Source organism: Pseudomonas sp. HD57-3 (assembly GCF_056113135.1).
Map to the genome: position 1 here is coordinate 2693393 of NZ_CM148568.1, position 20693 is coordinate 2714085.

20 protein-coding genes are annotated in these 20693 nt (G+C 62.6%); 8 read left to right on the plus strand and 12 right to left on the minus strand.

The features are described 5' to 3' along the window. The first annotated feature begins 104 nt into the window (after positions 1–104). A complete protein-coding gene (locus AC0R79_RS12140; protein WP_474734551.1) occupies positions 105–620 on the plus strand; it encodes a transporter suffix domain-containing protein in 516 nt (171 codons plus the stop codon). Between the two features lie 41 nt (positions 621–661). Here AC0R79_RS12140 and AC0R79_RS12145 read toward each other — a convergent pair whose 3' ends face one another. Continuing rightward, positions 662–1438, minus strand: a complete 777-nt coding sequence (locus AC0R79_RS12145) for an NAD(P)H-dependent oxidoreductase (RefSeq protein WP_474734552.1) — start codon at positions 1436–1438, stop codon at positions 662–664. An 84-nt stretch (positions 1439–1522) separates the two neighbouring features. Between AC0R79_RS12145 and AC0R79_RS12150 the strand changes: the two genes are divergently transcribed. Further along, positions 1523–2416 (plus strand): LysR family transcriptional regulator, encoded by an 894-nt coding sequence (locus AC0R79_RS12150; RefSeq protein ID WP_474734553.1) that lies wholly within the window; start codon positions 1523–1525, stop codon positions 2414–2416. A gap of 245 nt (positions 2417–2661) precedes the next feature. Further along, complete coding sequence (locus AC0R79_RS12155; RefSeq protein ID WP_474734554.1) at positions 2662–3447, plus strand: DeoR/GlpR family DNA-binding transcription regulator; 786 nt, start codon at positions 2662–2664, stop codon at positions 3445–3447. 162 nt (positions 3448–3609) lie between these two features. Here AC0R79_RS12155 and AC0R79_RS12160 read toward each other — a convergent pair whose 3' ends face one another. The 8 genes from AC0R79_RS12160 to AC0R79_RS12195 form a co-directional block, all read right to left on the minus strand. Next, the gene (locus AC0R79_RS12160; protein ID WP_474734556.1) at positions 3610–4893 is read right to left on the minus strand and encodes an NAD(P)/FAD-dependent oxidoreductase; all 1284 of its coding nucleotides are present in this window, start codon (positions 4891–4893) and stop codon (positions 3610–3612) included. Positions 4894–5037: 144 nt separating this feature from the next. Beyond that, positions 5038–6402, minus strand: a complete 1365-nt coding sequence (locus tag AC0R79_RS12165) for a glutamine synthetase family protein (protein WP_474734558.1) — start codon at positions 6400–6402, stop codon at positions 5038–5040. A 424-nt stretch (positions 6403–6826) separates the two neighbouring features. Then, complete coding sequence (chrA, locus tag AC0R79_RS12170; protein WP_474734559.1) at positions 6827–8170, minus strand: chromate efflux transporter; 1344 nt, start codon at positions 8168–8170, stop codon at positions 6827–6829. A 71-nt stretch (positions 8171–8241) separates the two neighbouring features. Continuing rightward, a complete protein-coding gene (moaE, locus tag AC0R79_RS12175; protein ID WP_474734561.1) occupies positions 8242–8703 on the minus strand; it encodes a molybdopterin synthase catalytic subunit MoaE in 462 nt (153 codons plus the stop codon). A 3-nt stretch (positions 8704–8706) separates the two neighbouring features. After that, a complete protein-coding gene (locus AC0R79_RS12180; protein WP_375746748.1) occupies positions 8707–8958 on the minus strand; it encodes a MoaD/ThiS family protein in 252 nt (83 codons plus the stop codon). Further along, positions 8955–9440, minus strand: coding sequence for a cyclic pyranopterin monophosphate synthase MoaC (gene moaC, locus AC0R79_RS12185; protein WP_375746749.1), 486 nt, complete (start codon positions 9438–9440; stop codon positions 8955–8957). Before moaC ends, AC0R79_RS12180 begins: the two co-directional genes overlap by 4 nt. After that, positions 9437–10279, minus strand: a complete 843-nt coding sequence (fdhD, locus tag AC0R79_RS12190; protein ID WP_474734562.1) for a formate dehydrogenase accessory sulfurtransferase FdhD — start codon at positions 10277–10279, stop codon at positions 9437–9439. The genes moaC and fdhD overlap by 4 nt, the downstream gene beginning before the upstream one ends. A gap of 238 nt (positions 10280–10517) precedes the next feature. Continuing rightward, positions 10518–11417, minus strand: a complete 900-nt coding sequence (locus tag AC0R79_RS12195; RefSeq protein WP_127797662.1) for a LysR family transcriptional regulator — start codon at positions 11415–11417, stop codon at positions 10518–10520. A 298-nt stretch (positions 11418–11715) separates the two neighbouring features. On the opposite strand from AC0R79_RS12195, the gene moaB reads away from it, so the two are divergent. Both moaB and AC0R79_RS12205 read left to right on the plus strand, forming a co-directional pair. Next, entirely contained in the window at positions 11716–12255 is a 540-nt protein-coding gene (moaB, locus tag AC0R79_RS12200) for a molybdenum cofactor biosynthesis protein B (RefSeq protein ID WP_127797663.1), read from the plus strand. Next, positions 12252–13457, plus strand: coding sequence for a molybdopterin molybdotransferase MoeA (locus AC0R79_RS12205; RefSeq protein ID WP_474735097.1), 1206 nt, complete (start codon positions 12252–12254; stop codon positions 13455–13457). Before moaB ends, AC0R79_RS12205 begins: the two co-directional genes overlap by 4 nt. Positions 13458–13463: 6 nt before the next feature. Here AC0R79_RS12205 and AC0R79_RS12210 read toward each other — a convergent pair whose 3' ends face one another. The 3 genes from AC0R79_RS12210 to AC0R79_RS12220 all read right to left on the minus strand — a co-directional run bounded on the left by AC0R79_RS12210 (position 13464) and on the right by AC0R79_RS12220 (position 17184). Beyond that, positions 13464–14261, minus strand: coding sequence for a MipA/OmpV family protein (locus AC0R79_RS12210; RefSeq protein WP_474734563.1), 798 nt, complete (start codon positions 14259–14261; stop codon positions 13464–13466). Between the two features lie 114 nt (positions 14262–14375). Then, positions 14376–16586 (minus strand): TonB-dependent siderophore receptor, encoded by a 2211-nt coding sequence (locus AC0R79_RS12215; protein WP_474734565.1) that lies wholly within the window; start codon positions 16584–16586, stop codon positions 14376–14378. Positions 16587–16695: 109 nt separating this feature from the next. Beyond that, entirely contained in the window at positions 16696–17184 is a 489-nt protein-coding gene (locus AC0R79_RS12220; protein ID WP_474734566.1) for a GFA family protein, read from the minus strand. Between the two features lie 208 nt (positions 17185–17392). Between AC0R79_RS12220 and AC0R79_RS12225 the strand changes: the two genes are divergently transcribed. The 3 genes from AC0R79_RS12225 to AC0R79_RS12235 all read left to right on the plus strand — a co-directional run bounded on the left by AC0R79_RS12225 (position 17393) and on the right by AC0R79_RS12235 (position 20592). Then, positions 17393–18277 (plus strand): LysR substrate-binding domain-containing protein, encoded by an 885-nt coding sequence (locus AC0R79_RS12225; RefSeq protein WP_085608994.1) that lies wholly within the window; start codon positions 17393–17395, stop codon positions 18275–18277. Between the two features lie 99 nt (positions 18278–18376). Then, positions 18377–19492, plus strand: coding sequence for an agmatine deiminase (gene aguA, locus AC0R79_RS12230; protein WP_085708631.1), 1116 nt, complete (start codon positions 18377–18379; stop codon positions 19490–19492). 2 nt (positions 19493–19494) lie between these two features. After that, complete coding sequence (locus tag AC0R79_RS12235) at positions 19495–20592, plus strand: extracellular solute-binding protein (RefSeq protein WP_474734568.1); 1098 nt, start codon at positions 19495–19497, stop codon at positions 20590–20592. Positions 20593–20693 lie beyond the last annotated feature (101 nt).

Below are 20693 nucleotides of genomic sequence, written 5' to 3' on the forward strand. Positions count from 1 at the left end.
CTGGAGCATAGACCGCAGATTGCGGGTTGTTCGAAGCAATCAGCTGCTACGCTTTTTCAGGCGAACGCCACCGAACCCGGCCCCGGATAAAAAGGTAGGAAGCCATGGACACTGCTCAAGAACCGCTTGCCCCCATCAGCGCCAGTTGGCGTTTCAAGGTCGGCGTGGCAATCATCTGCCTGATGCTCGGTTCGTGGCTGATGGTGCCGATCGCCGCCGCCCTCGACGTGCCGGGCTCGAAAGTCGCGGCGCTGACCGGGGTGTTGTTCATCAGCAATAAAGTGCTGTTGCTGCTGGTGATCGCGGTGATGGGCAAGGCCGGGTTCGCCGAACTCAAACGCACGATCGGCCACTATATTTCCGGCGTGATTCCGACCCCGGTGGCCGAAGTCAGCCCGATGCGCCACAAGATCGGCGTGGTGATGTTCTGCCTGCCGCTGCTGTCATCCTTTCTGGAACCTTATTTCGACAACTTTTTCCCGGGCGTACGACCCAACCTCTGGCAGATGCAGGCGCTGGGCGACTTGATGTTCATCGGCAGCTTCTTCGTGCTGGGCGGCAATTTCTGGGACAAGGTGCATGCGCTGTTCGTGCGCAAGGCGCGGGTGGTGGTGGAATAAAAGAACAGGGGGCCAGGCCCCCTGTTTTTTGAGGTGGGCGGCTATTTCAGGTGGGCGGCGAAGCCTTCGCTGCCCGGCGCAATATCGTCCTTCAAGGTCAACGCCGGAATCTCGTAATCCCCGGCATTCTGCCGCCGAAATCCGATCGGCCGCGTACTCCGCAACTCATCCAGCCGCGCGCCCAGTTCTTCGCACGTCTGGGCAAACCGCGCTTCATCCATCTTCCCGGTGCGATACACCACGAACGGCGGCAGCACCTCGAAGCCGGGGTAATACAGAATCCCGTGATGAATCGGGAACAGCAGGTCATCGATCGGGCCGTTGATTCCGCGCGGGCTGTAATGCGATTCCCAGCCGCCGGCGGTCACCATCAGCATCGCCCGTTTGCCTTTCAGGGTGCCTTCGCCATAACGGTCGCCCCAACGAGAATCCGAATGCTCGCCGACACCGTAGGCAAATCCGTAGGCGTACACGCGCTCGACCCAGCCCTTGAGAATCGCCGGCATGGAAAACCACCACAGCGGAAACTGCAGGATCAGGGTGTCGGCCCACAGCAGTTTTGCCTGCTCGGCGGTGATGTCGGCGGCTTGCCGGCCTTGTTCGAAGGCGAGTTTCGAATCGAGGGACGCGTCGAACGGGCGAGTGCTGTCGCGGCCGGGACTGTCGTCGGCGTCGAGGCTGGCTTTCCAGTTCATCGCGTAGAGATCGGAAACCTGCACGGTGTGGCCGGCGGCTTCCAGGCGCTGGACGGTGAAGTCCTTGAGCGCGCCGTTGAGCGATTGCGGTTCGGGGTGGGCGTAGACCAGTAGCACATTCATGGTGAGGCTCCGTTGCTGAGTGACAGCAGGATCGGCGCCCGGCAGGTATATTGGAAATGAATGTCTGATATGTCTGGTATAGCCATGAATAATTTGAGACGGCTGGATATCAACCTGCTGCTGACCCTCGATGTGCTGCTGTCCGAGCACAACGTCACCCGCGCCGCGCAACGGCTGCATCTGTCGCAGCCGTCGGTGAGCGTGCATCTGGCCCGGTTACGGGAGATTTTTGGTGATCCGCTGTTGCTGCCGGGTCCTCGCGGCATGCGCCCGACGGCGCGGGCCGATGAATTGCGCGAACCGTTGCGCGAGGCGCTGGAAGCGCTGGAGCGGGCGGTGGCACCGGCCAGTCCGTTCGACCCGGCGCAGGCGACCCATACCTGGAAAGTTGCGGCCTCGGACTATGGTGAATCGACCATTCTGCTGCCGGCCCTCGGCGGGCTGCGCAGTCAGGCGCCGGGCACACGGCTGGCGGTGCTTGATTTGTCGCCTCGGCAATTGGTCAAGCAGACGGAGCAGAGTGTGATCGATCTGGCGCTGCACACCAGCGAGGACGCGCCGCTGGAACTGCACCGGCGTGCGCTGTTCACCGAACGTTATGTGCTGGCCGGTCGCGCCGGGCACCCGAAACTGCAACGCAAGCCGACCCGCGCGCAATTCTGCGAGCTGGAGCATGTGCTGATGTCGCCGGAGGGCGGAGGTTTTTTCGGGGTGACGGACAAGGTGCTGGCGGAGGTGGGGCTTACGCGAAACGTAGTGCTGTCGGTGCCGCACTTTCTGTTGCTGATGTCGGTGCTGGCCAGCACCGATCTGGTGGCGATGCTGCCGTCAAGGCTGGCGCGCGGCAATCCCGCGCTGCAAGTGGTCGAGCCGCCGCTGCAAGTGCCGGGCTACGAAATGGCCATGCTCTGGGCCGAGCGTTCGCACCGCGACCCGGCGCACAAATGGTTTCGCGAGCATCTGGCGGCGTCGGTCTGATCAGGCGTGCCCGAGCGCGATGGCAAACGATACGACAACCATGCAGGCGAAAGCGAAATTGAGGTTCATGGGGTGTTCATCCTGGTCCTTTTGAAAGTGGGGCCATTCTGCCGGGGGCGGGTCAAAAGAAAAAATTCGGCTTCGTGATTCCAATGATCGAAGCCATTGATACCGGCGTTGTGTTTGCAGGTTTGCTTGGCTAAGCTCGCGCAAACCTGCAATTAAAAGCACAAACAGGCAAAACCATGCACGATCATTCCGCTTCCGAGCTTCCCTCTCTGCGCCGGCAGAAGATCCTTCTGATCCTTGAACGTGACGGCAAGGTCATGGCGTCCGAGTTGAGCCAGCATTTTGCGGTGTCGGAAGACACCATTCGCCGCGATCTGGCTGAACTGGACAACGCCGGACTGGTGCAGCGCGTGCACGGCGGCGCGCTGCCGAGGCCCAAGGACACCGGCAAGGACTACTTCACCCGGCTGGACGAGATCGACGAGGTGAAGATTCGTCTGGCGCAATTGGCGGCGCAGCAGATTCGGAATGGGCAAACGGTGATGTTCGACTCCGGTTCCACCTCTTTGCAGGTGGCGCGCTCGTTGCCCAGGGATATCAGCCTCACGGCGGTCACGGCATCACCGATGACGGCAATTGCGTTGTCCGAATACCCGGGCATCAAGGTGATTCTGGCGGGCGGGCAGTTGAATCCGAAAACCATGTCCGCCGGTGGTCACGAGGCGCTGCGGCTGTTGTCGGGGATCAAGGCTGATCTGGCGATCACCGGGGTCTGTGCGATTCATCCGGAGGTGGGTATCACCTCGCTGCATTTCGATGAAGTGCCGGTCAAGCAGGCGCTGCTGGACTGTGCGGCGCGGGTGATTGCCGTGACCACGGCGGACAAGCTTGGTGCGGTCGAACCGTTTGTGGTGGCGCCGTGCGAGCGCTTGCACACGCTGATCACCGAACGGCATGTGGCGTCGGGGAGTGTCGAGGATTATCGGCGGTTGGGGATTGAGGTCGAACAACTGCAGGATTGAGTTTTGTGGTGAATTTAAAGGCCTCTTCGCGAGCAAGCTCGCTCCCACAGTGTCCGAGGCGTACTCAAAACGCAGGTACACCCCAAACCCTGTGGGAGCGAGCTTGCCCGCGAAGAGGCCAGTCGCCCCAATGCATAAACCGGCATGCGGCTGAGGGATAAATCAGCGCAGTTTTTCCAGCATCTGGTAGTACCACATGCCCGCCGCGAGCATCGGATTTCCCAGCAGTTCGCCCATCGGCACGCGAATGTGCGAGCACGCGGCAAACGTGTCGAACTGCTGCATCTGCCCGGTGATCGCCCGGCTCATGATCTCGCCCATGATGTGGGTCGTGGCGATGCCGTGGCCGGAGTAGCCCTGGCAATACCAGACGTTGTCCGAGAGCTTGCCCAGTTGCGGGATGCGGTTGATGACGATGCCCATCGCGCAGCTCCACTGGTAATCGATCTTCACCCCTTTGAGCGCCGGGAAGGTCTGTTCGATGCACGGCCGCAGTTCGCCAGCGATGTCCCGTGAATCCTTGCCGCTGTAGTTGGCGCCACCGCCGAACAGCAGGCGGCCGTCGGCAGTGAGGCGGTAGTAATCGAGGACGAAGCGGCAGTCGTAAACGGCGAGGTCTTCGGGGTTGATCTGCTTGGCCAGATACCCCAGCGGTTCGGTGGTGACGATGCCGCCCATGGCCGGGAAAATCTTGCCCTTGAGCTGAGCCGGCTCGAGCTTGTGGTAGACGTCGCCGGCCAGCAGCACCTGATTGGCGTCGATCTGGCCGTGGGCGGTGCGCACGCCGGGGCTGTCGCCGTGAATGATCTCCAGCACTTCGCTGTTTTCGAAGATCAGCGCGCCGAGGCTTTCCGCCGCCCGCGCTTCGCCGATGCACAGGTTGAGTGGGTGCAGGTGCATGTTGCGGGTGTTCTTGATTGCGCCGTGATAGAGCTCGCTTTGCAATAGGTCGCGCACCTGGCTGCGGTCGAGCAGGCTGACTTCATCACCCATGCCGCGACGCACGGCTTCGTCGTAGTCGCTGCGCAAACCGGCCATGTGGCTCGGCTTATAAGCGGCGTGCAAATGGCCGTGCTTGAGGTCGCAATCGATGGCGTATTTCTCGACCCGCTGCTTGATGATTTCGTGGCCGCGCCAGCGCAGGTGCCAGATGAAATCGTCGACCTCATCGCCCAAGGTGTTGCGCATCTGTTTGCGCATCGCACCGTCGCCGGACAGGCTTCCGGTGACCTGACCGCCATTGCGCCCGGTGGCGCCCCAGCCGATCTTGTGGCTCTCGACGATGGCGACTTTCAGGCCTTTTTCGGCCAGCTCGACGGCTGTGGCGACGCCGGTGAAACCTCCGCCGATGATCACCACATCAACCTTGTGCCGACCTTCCAGGGTCGGGTAGTCGGTGTCGCGGTTGAGGGTTGCGGTGTAGTAGGAATTGCTGCGTTCAGTCATTTCAGTGTCCAGATTCGGGAGTCGGTGCACGAACCCTGTGGGAGCGGGCTTGCTCGCGAAAGCGATGTGTCAGTCACCTGAAGTGTTGAATGTGACGACGCCTTCGCGGGCAAGCCCGCTCCCACAAGGGGGCGGAGTGATTTATCAGGCTTCTGTGAGGTACCAGCGCCAGTCCTGCTCGCCCACTTCGGCCATGAACTGCCGGTATTCCGCGCGTTTCACCGCCAGATACACCCCAAGAAATTCCTGTCCCAGCGCATCCCGCGCCCACACCGAATTTTCCAACGCGGTCAGCGAGGTCAGCCAGTCGGTCGGCAGCAATTCTTTCGCTTGGGCATAGCCGTTGCCTTCCACCGGCTCGCCCGGATCGATGTCTTCTTTTATCCCGCGATGAATGCCCGCCAGGATCGCCGCCGCTGCCAGGTACGGGTTGGCATCGGCGCCGCAGATGCGGTGTTCGATGTGCCGGGTGTTGGCCGGGCCGCCGGGCACGCGCAGGCTGACGGTACGGTTGTCGACGCCCCAGGTCGGCGCCAGTGGCGCGTAGCTGTTGGCCTGGAAACGCCGGTAGGAGTTGGCGTTCGGGCAGAACAGCAGCAGCGAATCGAGCAACGAGGCGAGCATCCCGCCAATCGCCGTGCGCAGCAGCGGGGTGCCGGCCGGGTCCTCGGAGGCAAACAGATTGCGTCCCTCGGCATCGGCGAGGCTGACGTGCATGTGCATGCCGGTGCCGGCCAGGTGATCGAACGGCTTGGCCATGAACGTCGCCTGCATGCCGTGCTTGTGCGCCACCGCTTTGACCAGCCGCTTGTAGCGCACAGCCTGGTCCATCGCCTCCAGCGCATCGCCGTGTTCGAGGGTGATTTCCACCTGGCCCGGCGCGTATTCCGAGATCGCCGTGCGCGCCGGAATGCCGTGCAGTTTGCAGGCGCTATAAAGATCGGCGAGGAACGGTTCGATCTGCTCCAGCTCACGCAAACCGTAGACCTGGGTGTGTCTCGGTCGACCGCCGTCGGCATCCAGCGCCGGTTGCGGGCGACCGTTGTGATCGCGTTTGGCGTCGAGCAGGTAGAACTCCAGCTCGCAGGCCATCACCGGGTGGTAACCCTCGGCTTTCAAGCGGTCGATGATCTTGATCAACAGGTGGCGAGGGTCGGCAATGCTCGCCGGCATGCCTTGTTCCGGGTGCATGCTGACCTGCACCGCAGCGGTCGGAATCTGCCGCCACGGCAAGCGCACCAGACTGCCTTCCAGCGGATAGGCGCGGCAGTCGATATCGCCGACGTCCCAGACCAGACCGGAGTTTTCCACGTCCTCGCCGTGCACGGTCAGGCCGAGAATGGTGCTTGGCAGCGGGCGTCCGCTTTCGTACACGGCGAGCAGTTCTTCGCGGTGCAACAGCTTGCCGCGCGGCACGCCGTTGGCGTCGAGGATGAACAGCTCGATCATGTCGATGTCGGGGTTCTGCTCGAGGAAATGACGGGCGTCTTCAATGGCTGCAAATTTCATAATCAATCACTCACGATGGCGCCGCACAGGCGCGCAGATTCAGGCCGGACGCAGCTCGGCAAAAGGCGCGGGCGTCCTGGCAGGGATATCGAAAAAAGAGGGGGAGCTGTCGCGATTTTTAGCGGCGCGATCAGACGGGCAGGCAGATATCCGGCGGGCGTGCGGAGTGACGCAGCTTGGAACGGCTCAGGGCCATGGGGAGATTGACGATGCGATTCATGCGCGGCCCCTGTGAAGGAGGGCGCACAGTGCAGAGACGTTCAACGATTCTGATTGTTGGAGTGACGTGCTCATGACGCGTGTTTCCGTTGGCGGAAAACGTCGGCGGCGGGAGAGTCCCGCCATGCCGGTGTGGCTGGATAGTAAGGGGGAATCCCCGGATAAGTAAACGCCTGATTCCGCGAGCGGTGGCGTGCCCCCCGGTTCAACGCAGCAGGTAAAACCCCAGCCCGACGAGGGCGCAAACGATCAACACCTCGATCACGCCGCGCTTGAAAAAGAACAGGGCGAGGGCGGCCATGAGGGCCAGCACGATCGAAAAAACATCGGGCTGACCGGTAAAACCGTTGGGCCAGAACACGTGGTAAGCAAAGAAACACGCCAGATTAAGGATCACCCCGACCACCGCTGCGGTGATCGCCGTCAGCGGTGCGGTGAATTTCAGTTCGTTGTGCGTCGACTCCACCAACGGCCCGCCAGCGAGGATGAACAGAAACGAAGGCAGGAAGGTGAACCAGGTCACCAGCGTCGCGGCCAGCGCGCCGGCGGCGAACGCGTGTTCCGGGCCGAACGTCGGTTGCACGTAAGCGCCGACGAACCCGACAAACGCCACCACCATGATCAGTGGCCCCGGCGTGGTTTCGCCCAGGGCCAGGCCGTCGATCATCTGCGTCGGCGTCAGCCAGCCGTAATGCCCGACCGCGCCCTGATACACGTAAGGCAGCACAGCGTAAGCGCCGCCGAAGGTGAGCAGCGCCGCTTTGGTGAAGAACCAGCCCATCTGCGTGAAGGTGCCGCCCCAGCCGAACAGCGCCGTCAGCAGCGCCATCGGCAGACTCCACAGTAACGCACCGATCAGCAGCAGACGCAGCAGCCTCGGCAGGCTGAACCGCGCATGTTCGGGTGGCGGGGTGTCGTCATCGATCAGGGCCGGGCCGAAGGACTTTTCGCTGCCGCGATGACCGCCGTTGCTGAACCGCTGCGGCGCCCAGCGTCCGCCGAAATAGCCGATCAATGCCGCGCCGAGCACGATCAGCGGGAACGGTACGTTGAAGGCAAAGATCGCCACGAACGCCGCCCCGGCGATCGCCCACAGCCAGCTGTTCTTCAAGGCTCGCGAGCCAATGCGATGGGCCGCGTGCAACACAATCGCGGTCACCGCCGGTTTGATCCCGTAAAACACCCCGGCCACCGCTGGCACGTCGCCAAACGCGATGTACACCCAGGAAAGAGCGATCAGGATCAGCAGCGAAGGCAACACAAACAGCGCCCCGGCCAGCACGCCGCCACGGGTGCGGTGCAGCAGCCAGCCGATGTAAGTCGCCAGTTGCTGGGCCTCGGGGCCGGGCAGCAACATGCAGTAGTTGAGCGCATGCAGGAAACGTCGTTCGGAGATCCAGCGCCGGCGCTCCACCAGTTCCTGATGCATGATCGCGATCTGCCCGGCGGGGCCGCCGAAGCCGATGCAGCCGAGCTTCAGCCAGAAGGGCCAGGCCTGGCGCAGGGTGATGGGTTGCGGGCGGGGCAAGTCCTTTGGTGTCTGGCTCAAGTGTGGCTCCACGTTCGAATCGGCGGGAGCTGCTATCTAATCAGGCTTTTGTCGCATTCGACAGTACCCGGTCAGGCATGCGCCAGACTCCAGCGAAACGCCGCATTCTGATCACTCTCCCGCGCCTCGACCCAATGCGAACCCTCAGGCGTAGTCTCACGCTTCCAGAACGGCGCCCGCGTCTTCAGCACATCCATGATGAACGCGCAGGCCTCGAACGCCGCATGCCGATGCTTGCTGCTGACGCCAACGAACACGATCGGCTCGGTCACCGACAGCGCGCCGACCCGATGCACAATCTCCACAGCCAGCAACGGCCAACGCTCGCGAGCCTGTTCGGCTATCTGCTCCAGAGCCTTCTCGGTCATGCCCGGATAGTGCTCCAGAAACAGCTCGGTCACCGATTGCCCGACGTTCAGATCCCGCACATAACCAATGAAATCCACCACTGCGCCCACCCGTGGATTGCGCGCATGCAGGTCGGCAATCAACTGACCGGCATCGAAGCCTTTACGCTGGACTCGAACACCCATGCCTCAACCCCCCGTAACTGGCGGGAAAAACGCGATCTCGTCGAAATCCTCGATCACCTGATCCGGCTGACACAGCTCCTGATTCACCGCGCACATCAGGTTGCCGGCGCCGAGCACCTCACGCCAGATATCGCCACGTTGCATCAACAGCTGCCGCACGTCCTCGACACAAACGAGGGTGTCGCTGGCCGGAATCTTTTCACCGCCCAGATTGAGCCGGTCACGGTAGCTGGCGAAGTAGTTGATCAGAATCATTGCGGGTTCTCCCATTGAAAGTGGCCCGAGCGGCCGCCCTGTTTGCTCAGCAGGCGGATGTCGCCGATGACCATCGCCCGGTCCACCGCTTTGCACATGTCATAGATGGTCAGCGCGGCGACGCTGGCGGCAGTCAGGGCTTCGAGCTCGACGCCGGTCTGGCCGGTGAGGCGGCAGGTGCTGGTGATCTGCACGCGGTCCGGTTCGCAGGCCTTGAGCTCGACGTGGATCGAACTGAGCAGCAGCGCGTGGCACAGCGGAATCAACTCGTGGGTGCGTTTTGCCGCCTGGATCCCGGCGATCCGCGCCACGGCGAATACATCGCCCTTGGGGTGGCCGTTGGACTGGATCATTTGCAGGGTTTCCGGACGCATCTGCACCCAGGCCTGGGCGGTGGCTTCGCGGCGGGTTGCGGCTTTGTCGCTGACGTCGACCATGTTGGCGCGGCCCTGATCGTCGAGGTGGGTGAGGCTGTTGCTCATGCGGTGGGCTCCTGGATCGGGCTGTAGATTCGGGGGGCGTTGCGGTGCGGGACGTGGATCAGGTTCAAGTGGTGCTTGAGCGCCCAGCGCACGGTCAGCGCAGTAGGGGCGGACAGGCTTACGAGGGTGCCGAGGCGGGCGCGCACGGCTTTGTGGATCAGTTCGAGGCTGCAACGGCTGGTGACCACGACGAAGCCCTGACGCGCATCGAGACCTTCGAACTGCAGGGCGCCGATCAGTTTGTCGAGGGCGTTGTGGCGGCCGATGTCTTCGCGGCACAGCAGCGCTTCGCCGTCGGCATCGAAGTACAACGCTGCGTGCAGGGCGCCGCTGCTGCGGGCCAGTTGCTGGGCCTGTTCGATGCGCTGGCGGATACCGTCGAAATGCGCTGCTGGTGGCAGCGGCGTCGGGGTCAGGATCTCCAGTTGCGGCAGCGCCTGTTCAAGGGCTTCCACGCCGCAGAGGCCACAACCGCTGGTGCCCGCCATCTGCCGGCGATGATCCTTCAGCGCCCAGAACGCACGGCTGGAAATCTGCACGTCGGCCTGACAGGCCTGGTCGAAATGGGTCAGGCGGATGTCATGGATATCGTCGAGGCGGTCGACGATGGCGTTGCTCAGGCTGAAGCCGCGAACGAAGTCTTCGATGTTGCCTGGCGAGACCATCATCACCGCTTGATTCAAGCCGTTGTAGCTGATGGCCAAAGCGATTTCGGCCGCCAGCGCCGCGTGGGACACCGGCGCGTCGTCGAGGTATTCGCGGTAGGCCACTTGCGCTGGTTGTGGCGCGGGGGCGTTGGCGTCGCCCGGTTCGATGAGTTGTTCAACTTGGCACAGCATCTTGAAAAGTCCCCGAAGCGCTGAAGTGGAGTCAGGCTACGGGGCAGGGAAAAGTGCGTCCAATCGCTTGTTCCGATGCAGTGATTGGATTGGTCGATGACCGTTCCGGCCCCTTCGCGAGCAAGCTCGCTCCCACAGTGTTTTGTGGCGCGCACAGATCTGTGGCGCGACTCGATACCTGTGGGAGCGAGCTTGCTCCGGGCGGCGATCCGACGAAGGCGGACTCAAGCGCAAAGAATTAAACGACAGGCGCCTCGATCCCGAACATCTTGCGCGCCTCGGCAAAACACTTCTCGGCAATCGCCGAGCGCGGTTCGGTCTTGCGCATCACCAGCCCCAGCGGCGCGAGCACGCTGGCATCCGGCAGGTTGATGAAGGCCAGGTGTTCGATCGGTTCTTCCAGGCCACTGTCCAGCGGCATGATCGAGCAGCAGAAGCCCTGGTGAATCGCCTGCAGCAATTGATAGGTCGAATCGCTTTCCATGATCGGCTGCGGATTCAACCCGCGACTGCGGAAACTCAGGTCGATGGATTTTCGGTAGTGCATGCCGGTGGTGATCATCCCCAGCGGCAGTTCGGCGGCGTCTTCCCAGCTCATTTCCGGGCCTTCGAAATGGAAGTGACGGGTGTCGTAGAGCAGGCCGACGCGGGTCTCGCCAATCTCGAAAAACTCGAAATAGTTCGGGTTGACGTGGTCCAGATAACACACGCCCAGGTCCAGCTGATTGTTGCCGAGGCCCTCGATGATCTCGTCCGAACTCAGCGACGACAGACTGTATTTCAGCTCCGGATAAGTCCCGGACAAACCCTGAATGTAATTCACCGGATTGAAGTTGCTCAGCGGCACCAGCCCCAGGCGCAGGCTACCGACCAGTTGCCCGCGGCAGGCTGCCGCTTCGGCAAACAGCCCGTCGTGGGCGGCCAGCAACGTGCGGGCCCAAGCCAGCACGCGCTCGCCGGCCTGGGTGAAACCTTCGAAGCGCTGGCCGCGATTGACCAGCACCAGATCCAACTCGTCTTCCAGATTGCGCAGGCGCATCGACAGGGTCGGCTGGGTGATGTGGCAGCGCGCGGCGGCCTGGCCGAAGTGGCGGGTTTCGTCCAGCGCGATCAGGAACTTGAGTTGTTTGATGTCCACGACGGCACCTGCTCGATAAGGAATTTTGATTGAGTATTGACGCAGATGCGTACGGCGCACGGAAAGCGCAGGAAGCGACGATCCCATCGAGGGCTTTTTTCGTCCAATCGGCAGTGTTTAAGAGCCTATCGAGGATTTCGATGACGCCCGGTTTCATTGGGCCGGACTGCGGTCGAGGCGCTGAAAAAATTCACCGATAGAGCAGGTCGATAGTGTGGTTGGCCAGAGTGATTAGACAGTCCTCACAAGCGGCACTTAGGCTCGTCATCCATTGAATTGACGACGGCCGGAGAGTGCCATGAGTGTTAAATCGGATGCCTTGTTCGTTCCCCTGAATATTGCCGTGCTGACGGTCAGCGATACCCGCGATTACGCCAGCGACACCTCCGGCCAGTTGCTGGTCAGCCGCCTGCTGGAGGCCGGCCACACCTTGAGCGAACGCAATCTGCTCAAGGACGATCTGTACAAGATCCGCGCCCAGGTTGCGCACTGGATCGCCGACGACAACATTCAAGTGGTGCTGATCACCGGCGGCACCGGTTTCACCGGGCGTGACAGCACTCCGGAAGCCGTGGCCTGCCTGCTGGACAAGCAGATCGACGGTTTCGGCGAGCTGTTTCGCGCCATCTCGATTCTCGACATCGGCACCTCCACCGTACAAAGCCGCGCGCTGGCCGGGCTGTCCAACGGCACGCTGGTGTGCTGCCTGCCGGGTTCCACCGGCGCCTGCCGCACGGCTTGGGAAGGCATCCTTGCCGAACAACTGGATAACCGCCATCGCCCGTGCAACTTCGTTCCGCACCTCAAACCGGTGCAAGCCTGCGGGCCGCGCGGATGAGCAAGCCGGGGTTGATGCCGGTCGAGGACGCCCTCGACCAACTGTTGGCGATGGCCGATGAACAACGTCTGCCGGACAGCGAATCGGTACCGCTCAACGAGGCGCGCGGACGAGTGCTGGCCAGCGATCTGGTCGCCACACTCGATCTGCCGCCGTGGCCGAACAGCGCCATGGACGGTTACGCCTTGAACCTCGCCGACCTACATCGCCAGCCGTTGAGCGTGTCGCAACGGATCTATGCCGGGATGGCGCCGGACGCCTTGCTGTCCGGCACCTGCGCACGGATTTTCACCGGTGCGCCGTTGCCCATGGGCGCCAATTGCGTGGAGATGCAGGAAAACGTCGAAGTGCTGGAGGACGGTCGCGTACATTTCCTGCAACCTCTGAAGGTCGGGCAGAACATCCGTCCCCAGGGCCAGGAGAACCGCGTCGGCGACACCTTGCTGCGCGCCGGCAAACGCCTCGGCCCGTTCGAACTGGCCGTCGCCGCAGGACAGGGCATGACTCATCTGCCGGTGGTGCGTCGCCCGCGCGTGGCATTGCTGTCGACCGGTGATGAACTGGTGGAACCAGGGCAACCGTTGCGCCCCGGCAGTATCTACAACAGCAACCGCACCTTGCTCGACCACTGGTTGCGCGAACTGGGTTGCGAAGTGATCGACGCCGGGATTCTTCCCGATCGTCCGGCGCAGACCCGGCTCAAACTTGAGCAACTGCAGGTCGCGGCCGACTTGATTCTGACCACCGGCGGCGTGTCTGCCGGTGACGCCGACTGCCTCGGCCAAGTGCTGCGCGACAACGGCAAACCGCTGCTGTGGAAACTCGCGATCAAACCCGGCAAACCGCTGACGGTCGGCCATTTCGGCACAGTGCCGGTGATCGGCCTACCGGGCAACCCGACCTCGGCGCTGGTGACCTTCGGCCTGCTGGCGCGCCCGTACCTGCTGCGCATTCAAGGCGTGGAAGAGGTGGTGCCGCTGAGCTTCACGGTCAACGCCGGCTTCGACTGGCCGAAACCCGGCAGCCGTCGTGAATACCTGCGGGTGCGCCTGGAGGGCGGGCAGGCGGCGCTGTATCCGAACCAGAGTTCCGGGGTTCTGCTAGGCGCGACCTGGGCCGACGGGCTGGTGGAAATCCCCGAGAACAGCACCTTGCAGAGGGGCGATCCGCTGCGGTTCATCCCGTTCAGCGAGCTGTTCTGAGCGCGATCAAAAGGTGTAGACCACTTGCCCGGCGAGTGAGGCCTGCAACCGGCGCTCGACTATCGGGCTGTCGGCCGCTTCGTGGCTCAGGTACTGCACCGCCAGAACGGTCGACACGCTCCATTGCTCATCCAGCGGCAACGACCAGGTCAGGTCCGCACCGCGACTGACCAACCCGGCCCGGGCCTTGTACGCGCGGAACTGACTGCGCGAGGCCTGGGCATCGCTGACGCCGTACCAGGTGCGCATGTAATTGCTGTCGCCGAACTGGCTGTTGAGGCCGCCGGTAACCTTGCCGTAACGGCCTTCGTAGAAAGGCGCGCTGATGCTCAGCTTGAGGCGGTTCCACGACGAGCCGGTATCGTGGTCATCGTCGTCCTTTTCCAGCGCATGCTCGAAACTCGCGCCGAGAATGATCGGGCCCATGTGATAGGTCCCGTCGAGCCCGATCACCGGGCGCGACTTGATCGAGCCCATGCCGTTGAGCTCGTCCGAACCTTTGAATCCGGTCTTGCGATCCTTGCGCACATCGCTGGCGCCGACGTAGACGCTGAGGCCGAAATCCTCTTCGTCGACCCCCCAGCCGAGGCCTCGGCTGCTGTCGAGAAACACGCCGTAAGGGCTGACAATTTCCACACCCACCAAAGGCGCCATCACCCGTTCATCACTGCCGCTGTAACGCGGCGCACTGGCCGCACCAGCACGCAGGGTGGCGTGCCAGTCTTCGGCGCGCAGCGAATCGCCCGGCAGCAGCAGGCAGAGGGAAGTCAGGGACAGCGAAAATGTGCGTAACGAAACCGGCATGGGGCACCCGAGGGGGAGGTTGGATGCGCCCATGCTAGTGAGGTGGCGGCCGGCAATCTTTGGCAGCTTTGTCGGGAAACTGTCAAAGACTGTGAAGCCGCCGGTTGTGCTGAATCAGAAGTCCCACTTGGTGGTGAGCATCAAGTTGCGCGGCTCGCCGTAGAACGTGGTGTCGAAGTTGCCGAGCCCCGTCAGGTACTTCTTGTCGAACACGTTGTTGGCGTTGACGGTGAAGCTCAGGTGCTCGTTGTACTGATAGCGGGTCATCAGGTCGACGAGGGTGTAGCCGCCCTGTTTGATGCGCGTGTAATCGCCGGCCGGAGCGCTGTAGATCTTGCCGTAGAACGCGCTCTGCCAGCTGATGCCGCCACCGACGGTGACCTTGTCGAGCATGCCCGGCAGACGATAGGTGGTGAAGGTGCGCACCACGTGTTCCGGTTTGGTGGTGGACAGTGGATAACCGTAGATCCGCTGTTCGTCGGCATCGCGGGTGCGGGCGTAGGTGTAGCCGGCGGAGACGTTCCAGCCGTCGGCCAGTTCGCCGGCCAGTTCCAGCTCGACGCCCTTGGTGGTGGCGCCGTCGATGGCTTTGTAGATGCCTTCGTTGGTGACGGCGTTGGTGCCGATCGACTCGGCGACCCCGTCCTGTTCGATGCGGAAGAACGCCAGGCTGGCGTTCAGGCGACCGTCGAAGTACGCCGCTTTCAGACCGGCTTCGTAGCTGTCGCCTTCCACCGGGGCCAGGGTCGAGCCGTTAATGTCCTTGTAGGTCTGCGGCTGATAAATGCTGGTGTAGCTGGCGTACACCGAGTAGGTGTCGTCGAGGTCATAGACCAGCCCGGCGTACGGCGTGACCACGCCGTGTTCCTTGTAGCTGGCATTGGTGTCGTCGAGGCCGGCGCCGGCGTTGTAGCGGTAGTCTTCGTTGTATTTGAAGGTGCTCAGGCGGCTGCCGAGGATCACCGACAAATCGTCGGTCGGGTGCAGGCGGGTGGCCAGGTAAACGCCGTTCTGGCTCTGGGTGCGCTCGTATTTGCCGTTCTTCGGGAAGTCCTGTTTCGGCAGGTCGCCGTTCCAGTCGTAGATGCTGCCCGGTACGAGTTCGAAAGCGCTGGTGTCGTAGGTCGAACCGGTCTGGCGCGAGTGCGAAGTCATCACGCCGGCGATCAGCTCATGCTCGCGGCCGCCGAGGGTGAACGGGCCGGAGACGTTGACGTCAGCGGTGTTCTGCACCCGATGACCTTCCCAGCGGCCCCAGTACAGGAACATGCCTTCGCCGGTGGCGCGATCCGGGTTACCGCCACTGGCCGAGGCCAGTCGAGTGTCGTGGTCGGTGGTTTTCTGGTCGAGGCTGACCTTGAATTTCCAGTCGTTGGCCAGCGCCTGTTCCAGCGAGGCGAAGTAGGTGATGTTGTCGAAATCGCGACGGCTCCAGTCGGCGCCGCTGTTGAAGTGGCGCGGGAAGTCGGTGCGGCCGCCGTCGGCGAAATACACCGGATTGCCGGTCCACGACGTACCGCGCGGGGTGGTGCTGGACTTGTCGATGCCGAAGGTTAGCAGGGTGTCGTCGGTCAGGTGGGCTTCGAGGATGCCGTAGAACAGATCCTTCTTCTGGCTGTAGTGATCGAGATAGGAATTCTTGTCCGAATACGCGCCGACAAAGCGGCCGCGCACATTGCCCGAATCGGTCAGCGAACCGGAAATATCGCCCACCGTGCGATAAGCGTCCCACGAACCGACAGTGCCACTGATCGAGGTCTTGAACTCCTTGGTCGGCTTCTTGCGGATCAAATTGACCGTGGCCGACGGATCGCCCGAGCCGGTCATCAGGCCGGTGGCGCCCTTGATCACTTCCACACGGTCGATGCTGGAGGCGTCGTCGCCGTTGTTCGGGTTCTCGCCGTAGACGCCGTCGTAGGGCAGGTTGACGCCGTCGTACTGGAAGTTGGTGATGGCAAAACCACGAGCGGAAAACTCGGTGCGGTCGCTGTCGTATTTCTGGGTCGAAATGCCTGGAGTGTTGCGCAGCGCATCGCCGATGCTTTGCACTCCACGGTCGTCCATTTGCTGGCGGGTGATCACCGTCACCGATTGCGGCGTTTCGCGCAGTGACAGCGGCAGACCGGTGGCCGAGGACGTCGCACCGGTGGTGTAAGACTGCGTGCCTTCGGTGGTCGCCCCCAGGCCCTGGGCGGAAATATTGGTCGCGCCCAGTTGCAGGGTTTCTTTTTTCGCCGGGATTTCAGCGGCGTGGGCGGTGGCGGCAAAACTCACAACGGCCAGCGCCAGCGGGCGCAAGGCAAAACGGAAACGGACGTGCGACATGGAGATCCCTTTGCATCGAATCGATCGGTAGTTGAAGTGTTTCTGGTGGGTTAACCGAACGAGCGATGCAAAAGGGAACCGGGGTCTGAAAAATAAACGGAATCGATGCTCAGCGAGTCAGGCCAAGGCGTTCATGCCACTGGGCGATGGACTCTTCGGGGTAGACGTCGAATTGCTGATCCCTGGCGCTCGCCTGCACTTCGACCCACGGCGCCTTGGAGCCGAGCATCAGATGAGTGTGTTCAGGCGGCACCGGCAGCGGCGTGTCAATGGCTGAGGCGAACGGGTGGATCAGCTCCGGCCACTCCGGGCTGAACAGCCACAGACCGCTGCCGCACAGCGAGCAGAAATGCCGTTCGGCGGTGCTGCGGTGGGCGCGGGCATCGCCTTCGCCTTTCATTTTCGCGTGGTAGATCGTGATGTGTTTGCGCCCGCGCACCTTGAGGCTGGCCGCGTCGCCGCCGAGGTTGATCGCAAAGCCGCCACCGCCCTGGGTCTTGCGGCAGATCGAGCAGTAGCAGCGCTGATAAGGGTAGGGGTGGGCGCTGTCGAGAGTGAATGAAACCGCGCCGCAGTGGCAGGAGCCTTCGAGGTGCATGAGTGGCCTCCAATGTTTTTGTCGATGCGGTTCAGCCTAGAGGAGATGGGGTGAATGTGCTGCCGCCATCGCGAGCAGGCTCGCTCCCACATTGGGAGCGCATTTCAAGTGTGGGAGCGGGCTTGCTCGCGAAGAACGATAACGCGGTGCAACTGGACGCCCGCGCAAAGCCCGGTCAGCATGTCCGCAAAAAAAGGGACCCAAACCCATGCGCCGACTACCTTCCCTTGCCGCCCTGCGAACCTTCGAATGCGCCGCCCGCCACGCGCATTTCGGTCGTGCCGCCGCCGAGCTGTGCGTCACCGACAGCGCCGTCAGCCATCAGATCCGCCAGCTCGAAGAGCAACTGGGCGTGTCGTTGTTCATCCGCGAGGGCCGGCAGATTCGCCCGACCATCGCCGCCGGGCGCCTGATGCAGAGCCTGCAACAGGCCTTCGAGCTGATCGGCGATGCCTGCGACGAGTTGCGCGATCCGTCCTCGCTCGCCGTGTTGCGGCTGGCGGTCACGGCGGAGCTGGCGCAGAAGTGGCTGATGAACCGTCTCACCGATTTCTACGCGCGTTATCCGCACATCACCTTGCATCTCTATGAGCAACCGATCGACGCCACGGCGCCCGGCGAAGACATCGATCTGGCCATCACCTACGGCACCGGCCCGGTCGACAGCAGCGCGTATTTCGTCCGTCCGTTGCCGGCGTTGCAGTTCTTCCCGGTGTGCAGCCCCGGCCTGTTCAACCAGGGCAACCTGAAGACCCCGAAGGACCTGGCCCGACATTGCCTGCTGCACGACGATCAGGACGGCAAGACCTGGACCGCGTGGCTCACCAGCCATGCCGGCGATTTGCGCCCGGAACGACAGTTGTATTTCGCCCACGCCGGTCTGGCGCTGGAGGCAGCGGCGCAAGGGCAGGGCGTGGCGATGGGCGACAACCTCACGGCGCAGGAGGATTTGCAGAATGGGCGTCTGGTGCGCCCGTTCACCTCCAGCATGACCGCGCTGGGCCAATACGCGCTGGTCTGCGAGCGGGTGCGGCTGGAGCGTCCGGCGGTGGCGCAGATGCTGGAATGGTTCAACGATCAGCTGGCCGATTGATGAGTTGAGTTCAACTGTTCCGAAATAATCATCGTTGGCGGCGCGACCGCCCACGACCGTAGCCTGAGGTCATTCCCATCCCGATGACGAGGTTTGACCATGGCACGTTTGCTCGACACCACCCCGAAACAGGACGGCTTCCGTCTGCCCGGCGAATTCGAAGCCAAGTCCGGTTGCTGGCTCGGCTGGCCGGAGCGCACCGACGTCTGGCGCAACGGCGCCAAGCCTGCGCAGAAAGTCTGGGTGCAGATCGTCACCGCGATCTCCCACAGCGAACCGGTGACGGTCTGCGCCTCGGCATCCCAGTTCGCCACCGCCCGCCGCCAGTTGCCTCCGCAAGTGCGGGTGGTGGAGATGACCTGCAACGACACCTGGTTCCGCGACAGCGGCCCGTGCTTCGTGGTCAACGACCAGAGCGGTGAAGTGCGTGGCGTCGACTTCGAATTCAACGCCTACGGCGGCCTCGACGGTGGGCTCTACTATCCGTGGGACAAGGACGACCAGATCGCCAGCAAAATTCTCGAAATCGAACGCTTCGACCGCTATCGCGCGCCATTGATTGCCGAACTCGGCGGCATCCAGAGCGACGGTCAGGGCAGCATCCTCACCACCGAACAATGCCTGCTCAACCGCAATCGCAACCAGCATCTGGGCAAGGACGAAGTGACCCGCCGGCTGACCGATTACCTCGGCGCCGAGCAAGTGATCTGGCTGCCGCGCGGTTGCAAGTTCGACGAAACCGACGGCCATGTCGACGACCTCGCGTGCTTCGTGCGCCCCGGCGAAGTGGTGCTGCAATGGACCGACAACCGCGACGATCCGCAGTGGGAAATCTATCAGGAGGCCTACGACATCCTGCGCAGCACCCGCGACAGCCGTGGTCGCGAACTGATCGTGCACAAGCTGCCGCAACCGGACGTGCTGGAGTGGACCGCCGAAGAAGCCGAAGGCCTCGATCAGCAGGACAGCACCCACACCCGTCAGGCCGGCACCAAAATCTGTGCCTCGTACATCAACTACTACGCCGGCAACAGCTCGATCGTGGTGCCGCTGTTCGGTGATCGCAACGATCAGGTGGCGTTGGCGACCCTCGCCGAACTGTTCCCGCAGCACAAGATCGTCGGCATCGAAAACTCCCGGGAAATCCTGCTCGGTGGCGGCAACGTCGCGTGCATCACCATGCCGCAATACGCCGGCCAGAAAAAAGGAGCCTGACCATGGGCCTGCACAAACTGAGTAAAGCGTTATTGCTGGTGCTTGCACCCCTGTGTGTGCAGGCTGCCGAAACGGCGAAGCCGGTGGTCAACCTGTACATCTGGGGCGAGTACCTGGCCCCGGATACCCTGAAGAATTTCGAGGCGAAAACCGGGATTCGGGTGGTCGCCGATCACTTCGACTCACTGGAAACCGTCGAGACCAAGCTGCTCACCGGGCGCAGCGGCTACGACCTGGTGCTGACCGCCGGTCAGCACCTGTCGCGGGCCATCGAGAGCGGCGCGATCCAGACGTTGAACAAGCAGCAACTCCCGCACTTTGCCGGAGTCGGCGAGGAGTTCCGTCAGCACATGGCGGTGTTCGATCCGGGCAACCGCTACGCCGGGATCTACGCCTGGGGCACCACCGGCGTTGGCTATCAGGAGGAGGCCGTGAAGCAGCGCCTGCCGGAGGCGCCACGGGACAGTTGGGCGATGCTGTTCGATCCGGCAGTGGTGTCGAAATTCGCCGATTGCGGGGTGAGCCTGCTCAACGACCCGAACGAAGTGTTCGCGGCGGTCATGAAGTACATGGGCCTGGACATCAACCGCCAGAGCCTTGACGACCTGAAACTCGCCGAGCAGCAACTGGCGAAGATTCGCCCGTACATCCGCTACTTCGACAATGACCTGAACATCAGCGACCTGGCCAACGGCAACACCTGCGTGGCGATGTCGTGGAACGGCAACGTTGCCATCGCGGCCGGTCAGGCTGAAGCGGCGAAAAAACCGTTCAAGTTGAATTACCGGATTCCGAAGGAGGGCACGCTGATCTGGTTCGATGCCATGGTCATTCCCAAGGATGCACCGCACCCCGAGGCCGGGCTGGCACTGATGGATTACCTGATGACGCCGGAGGTGATTGCACCCATCACCGACACCATTCACTACGCCAACGCGATCACGGCGGCGGATGGCTTGATCGATCCGGCGATTCGCAATGATCCGGGGACCTATCCACCGCAGGCGGTGAGGGCTTCGCTGTACAGCAAGAATGACAATGGCAAGGCGTTCAACCGGGCATTGATTCGGGCATTCAGCCGGTTGAAGTCGGGGTTGTGAACGGGCGCCGGGAATCATCTTGAAGCGGTTTGTGCGTGGGCGTGTGGGGGTGAGTCTGGTAGTTTTTTCGCCATGAATCTGAACCGGCAATGACGCCGGAT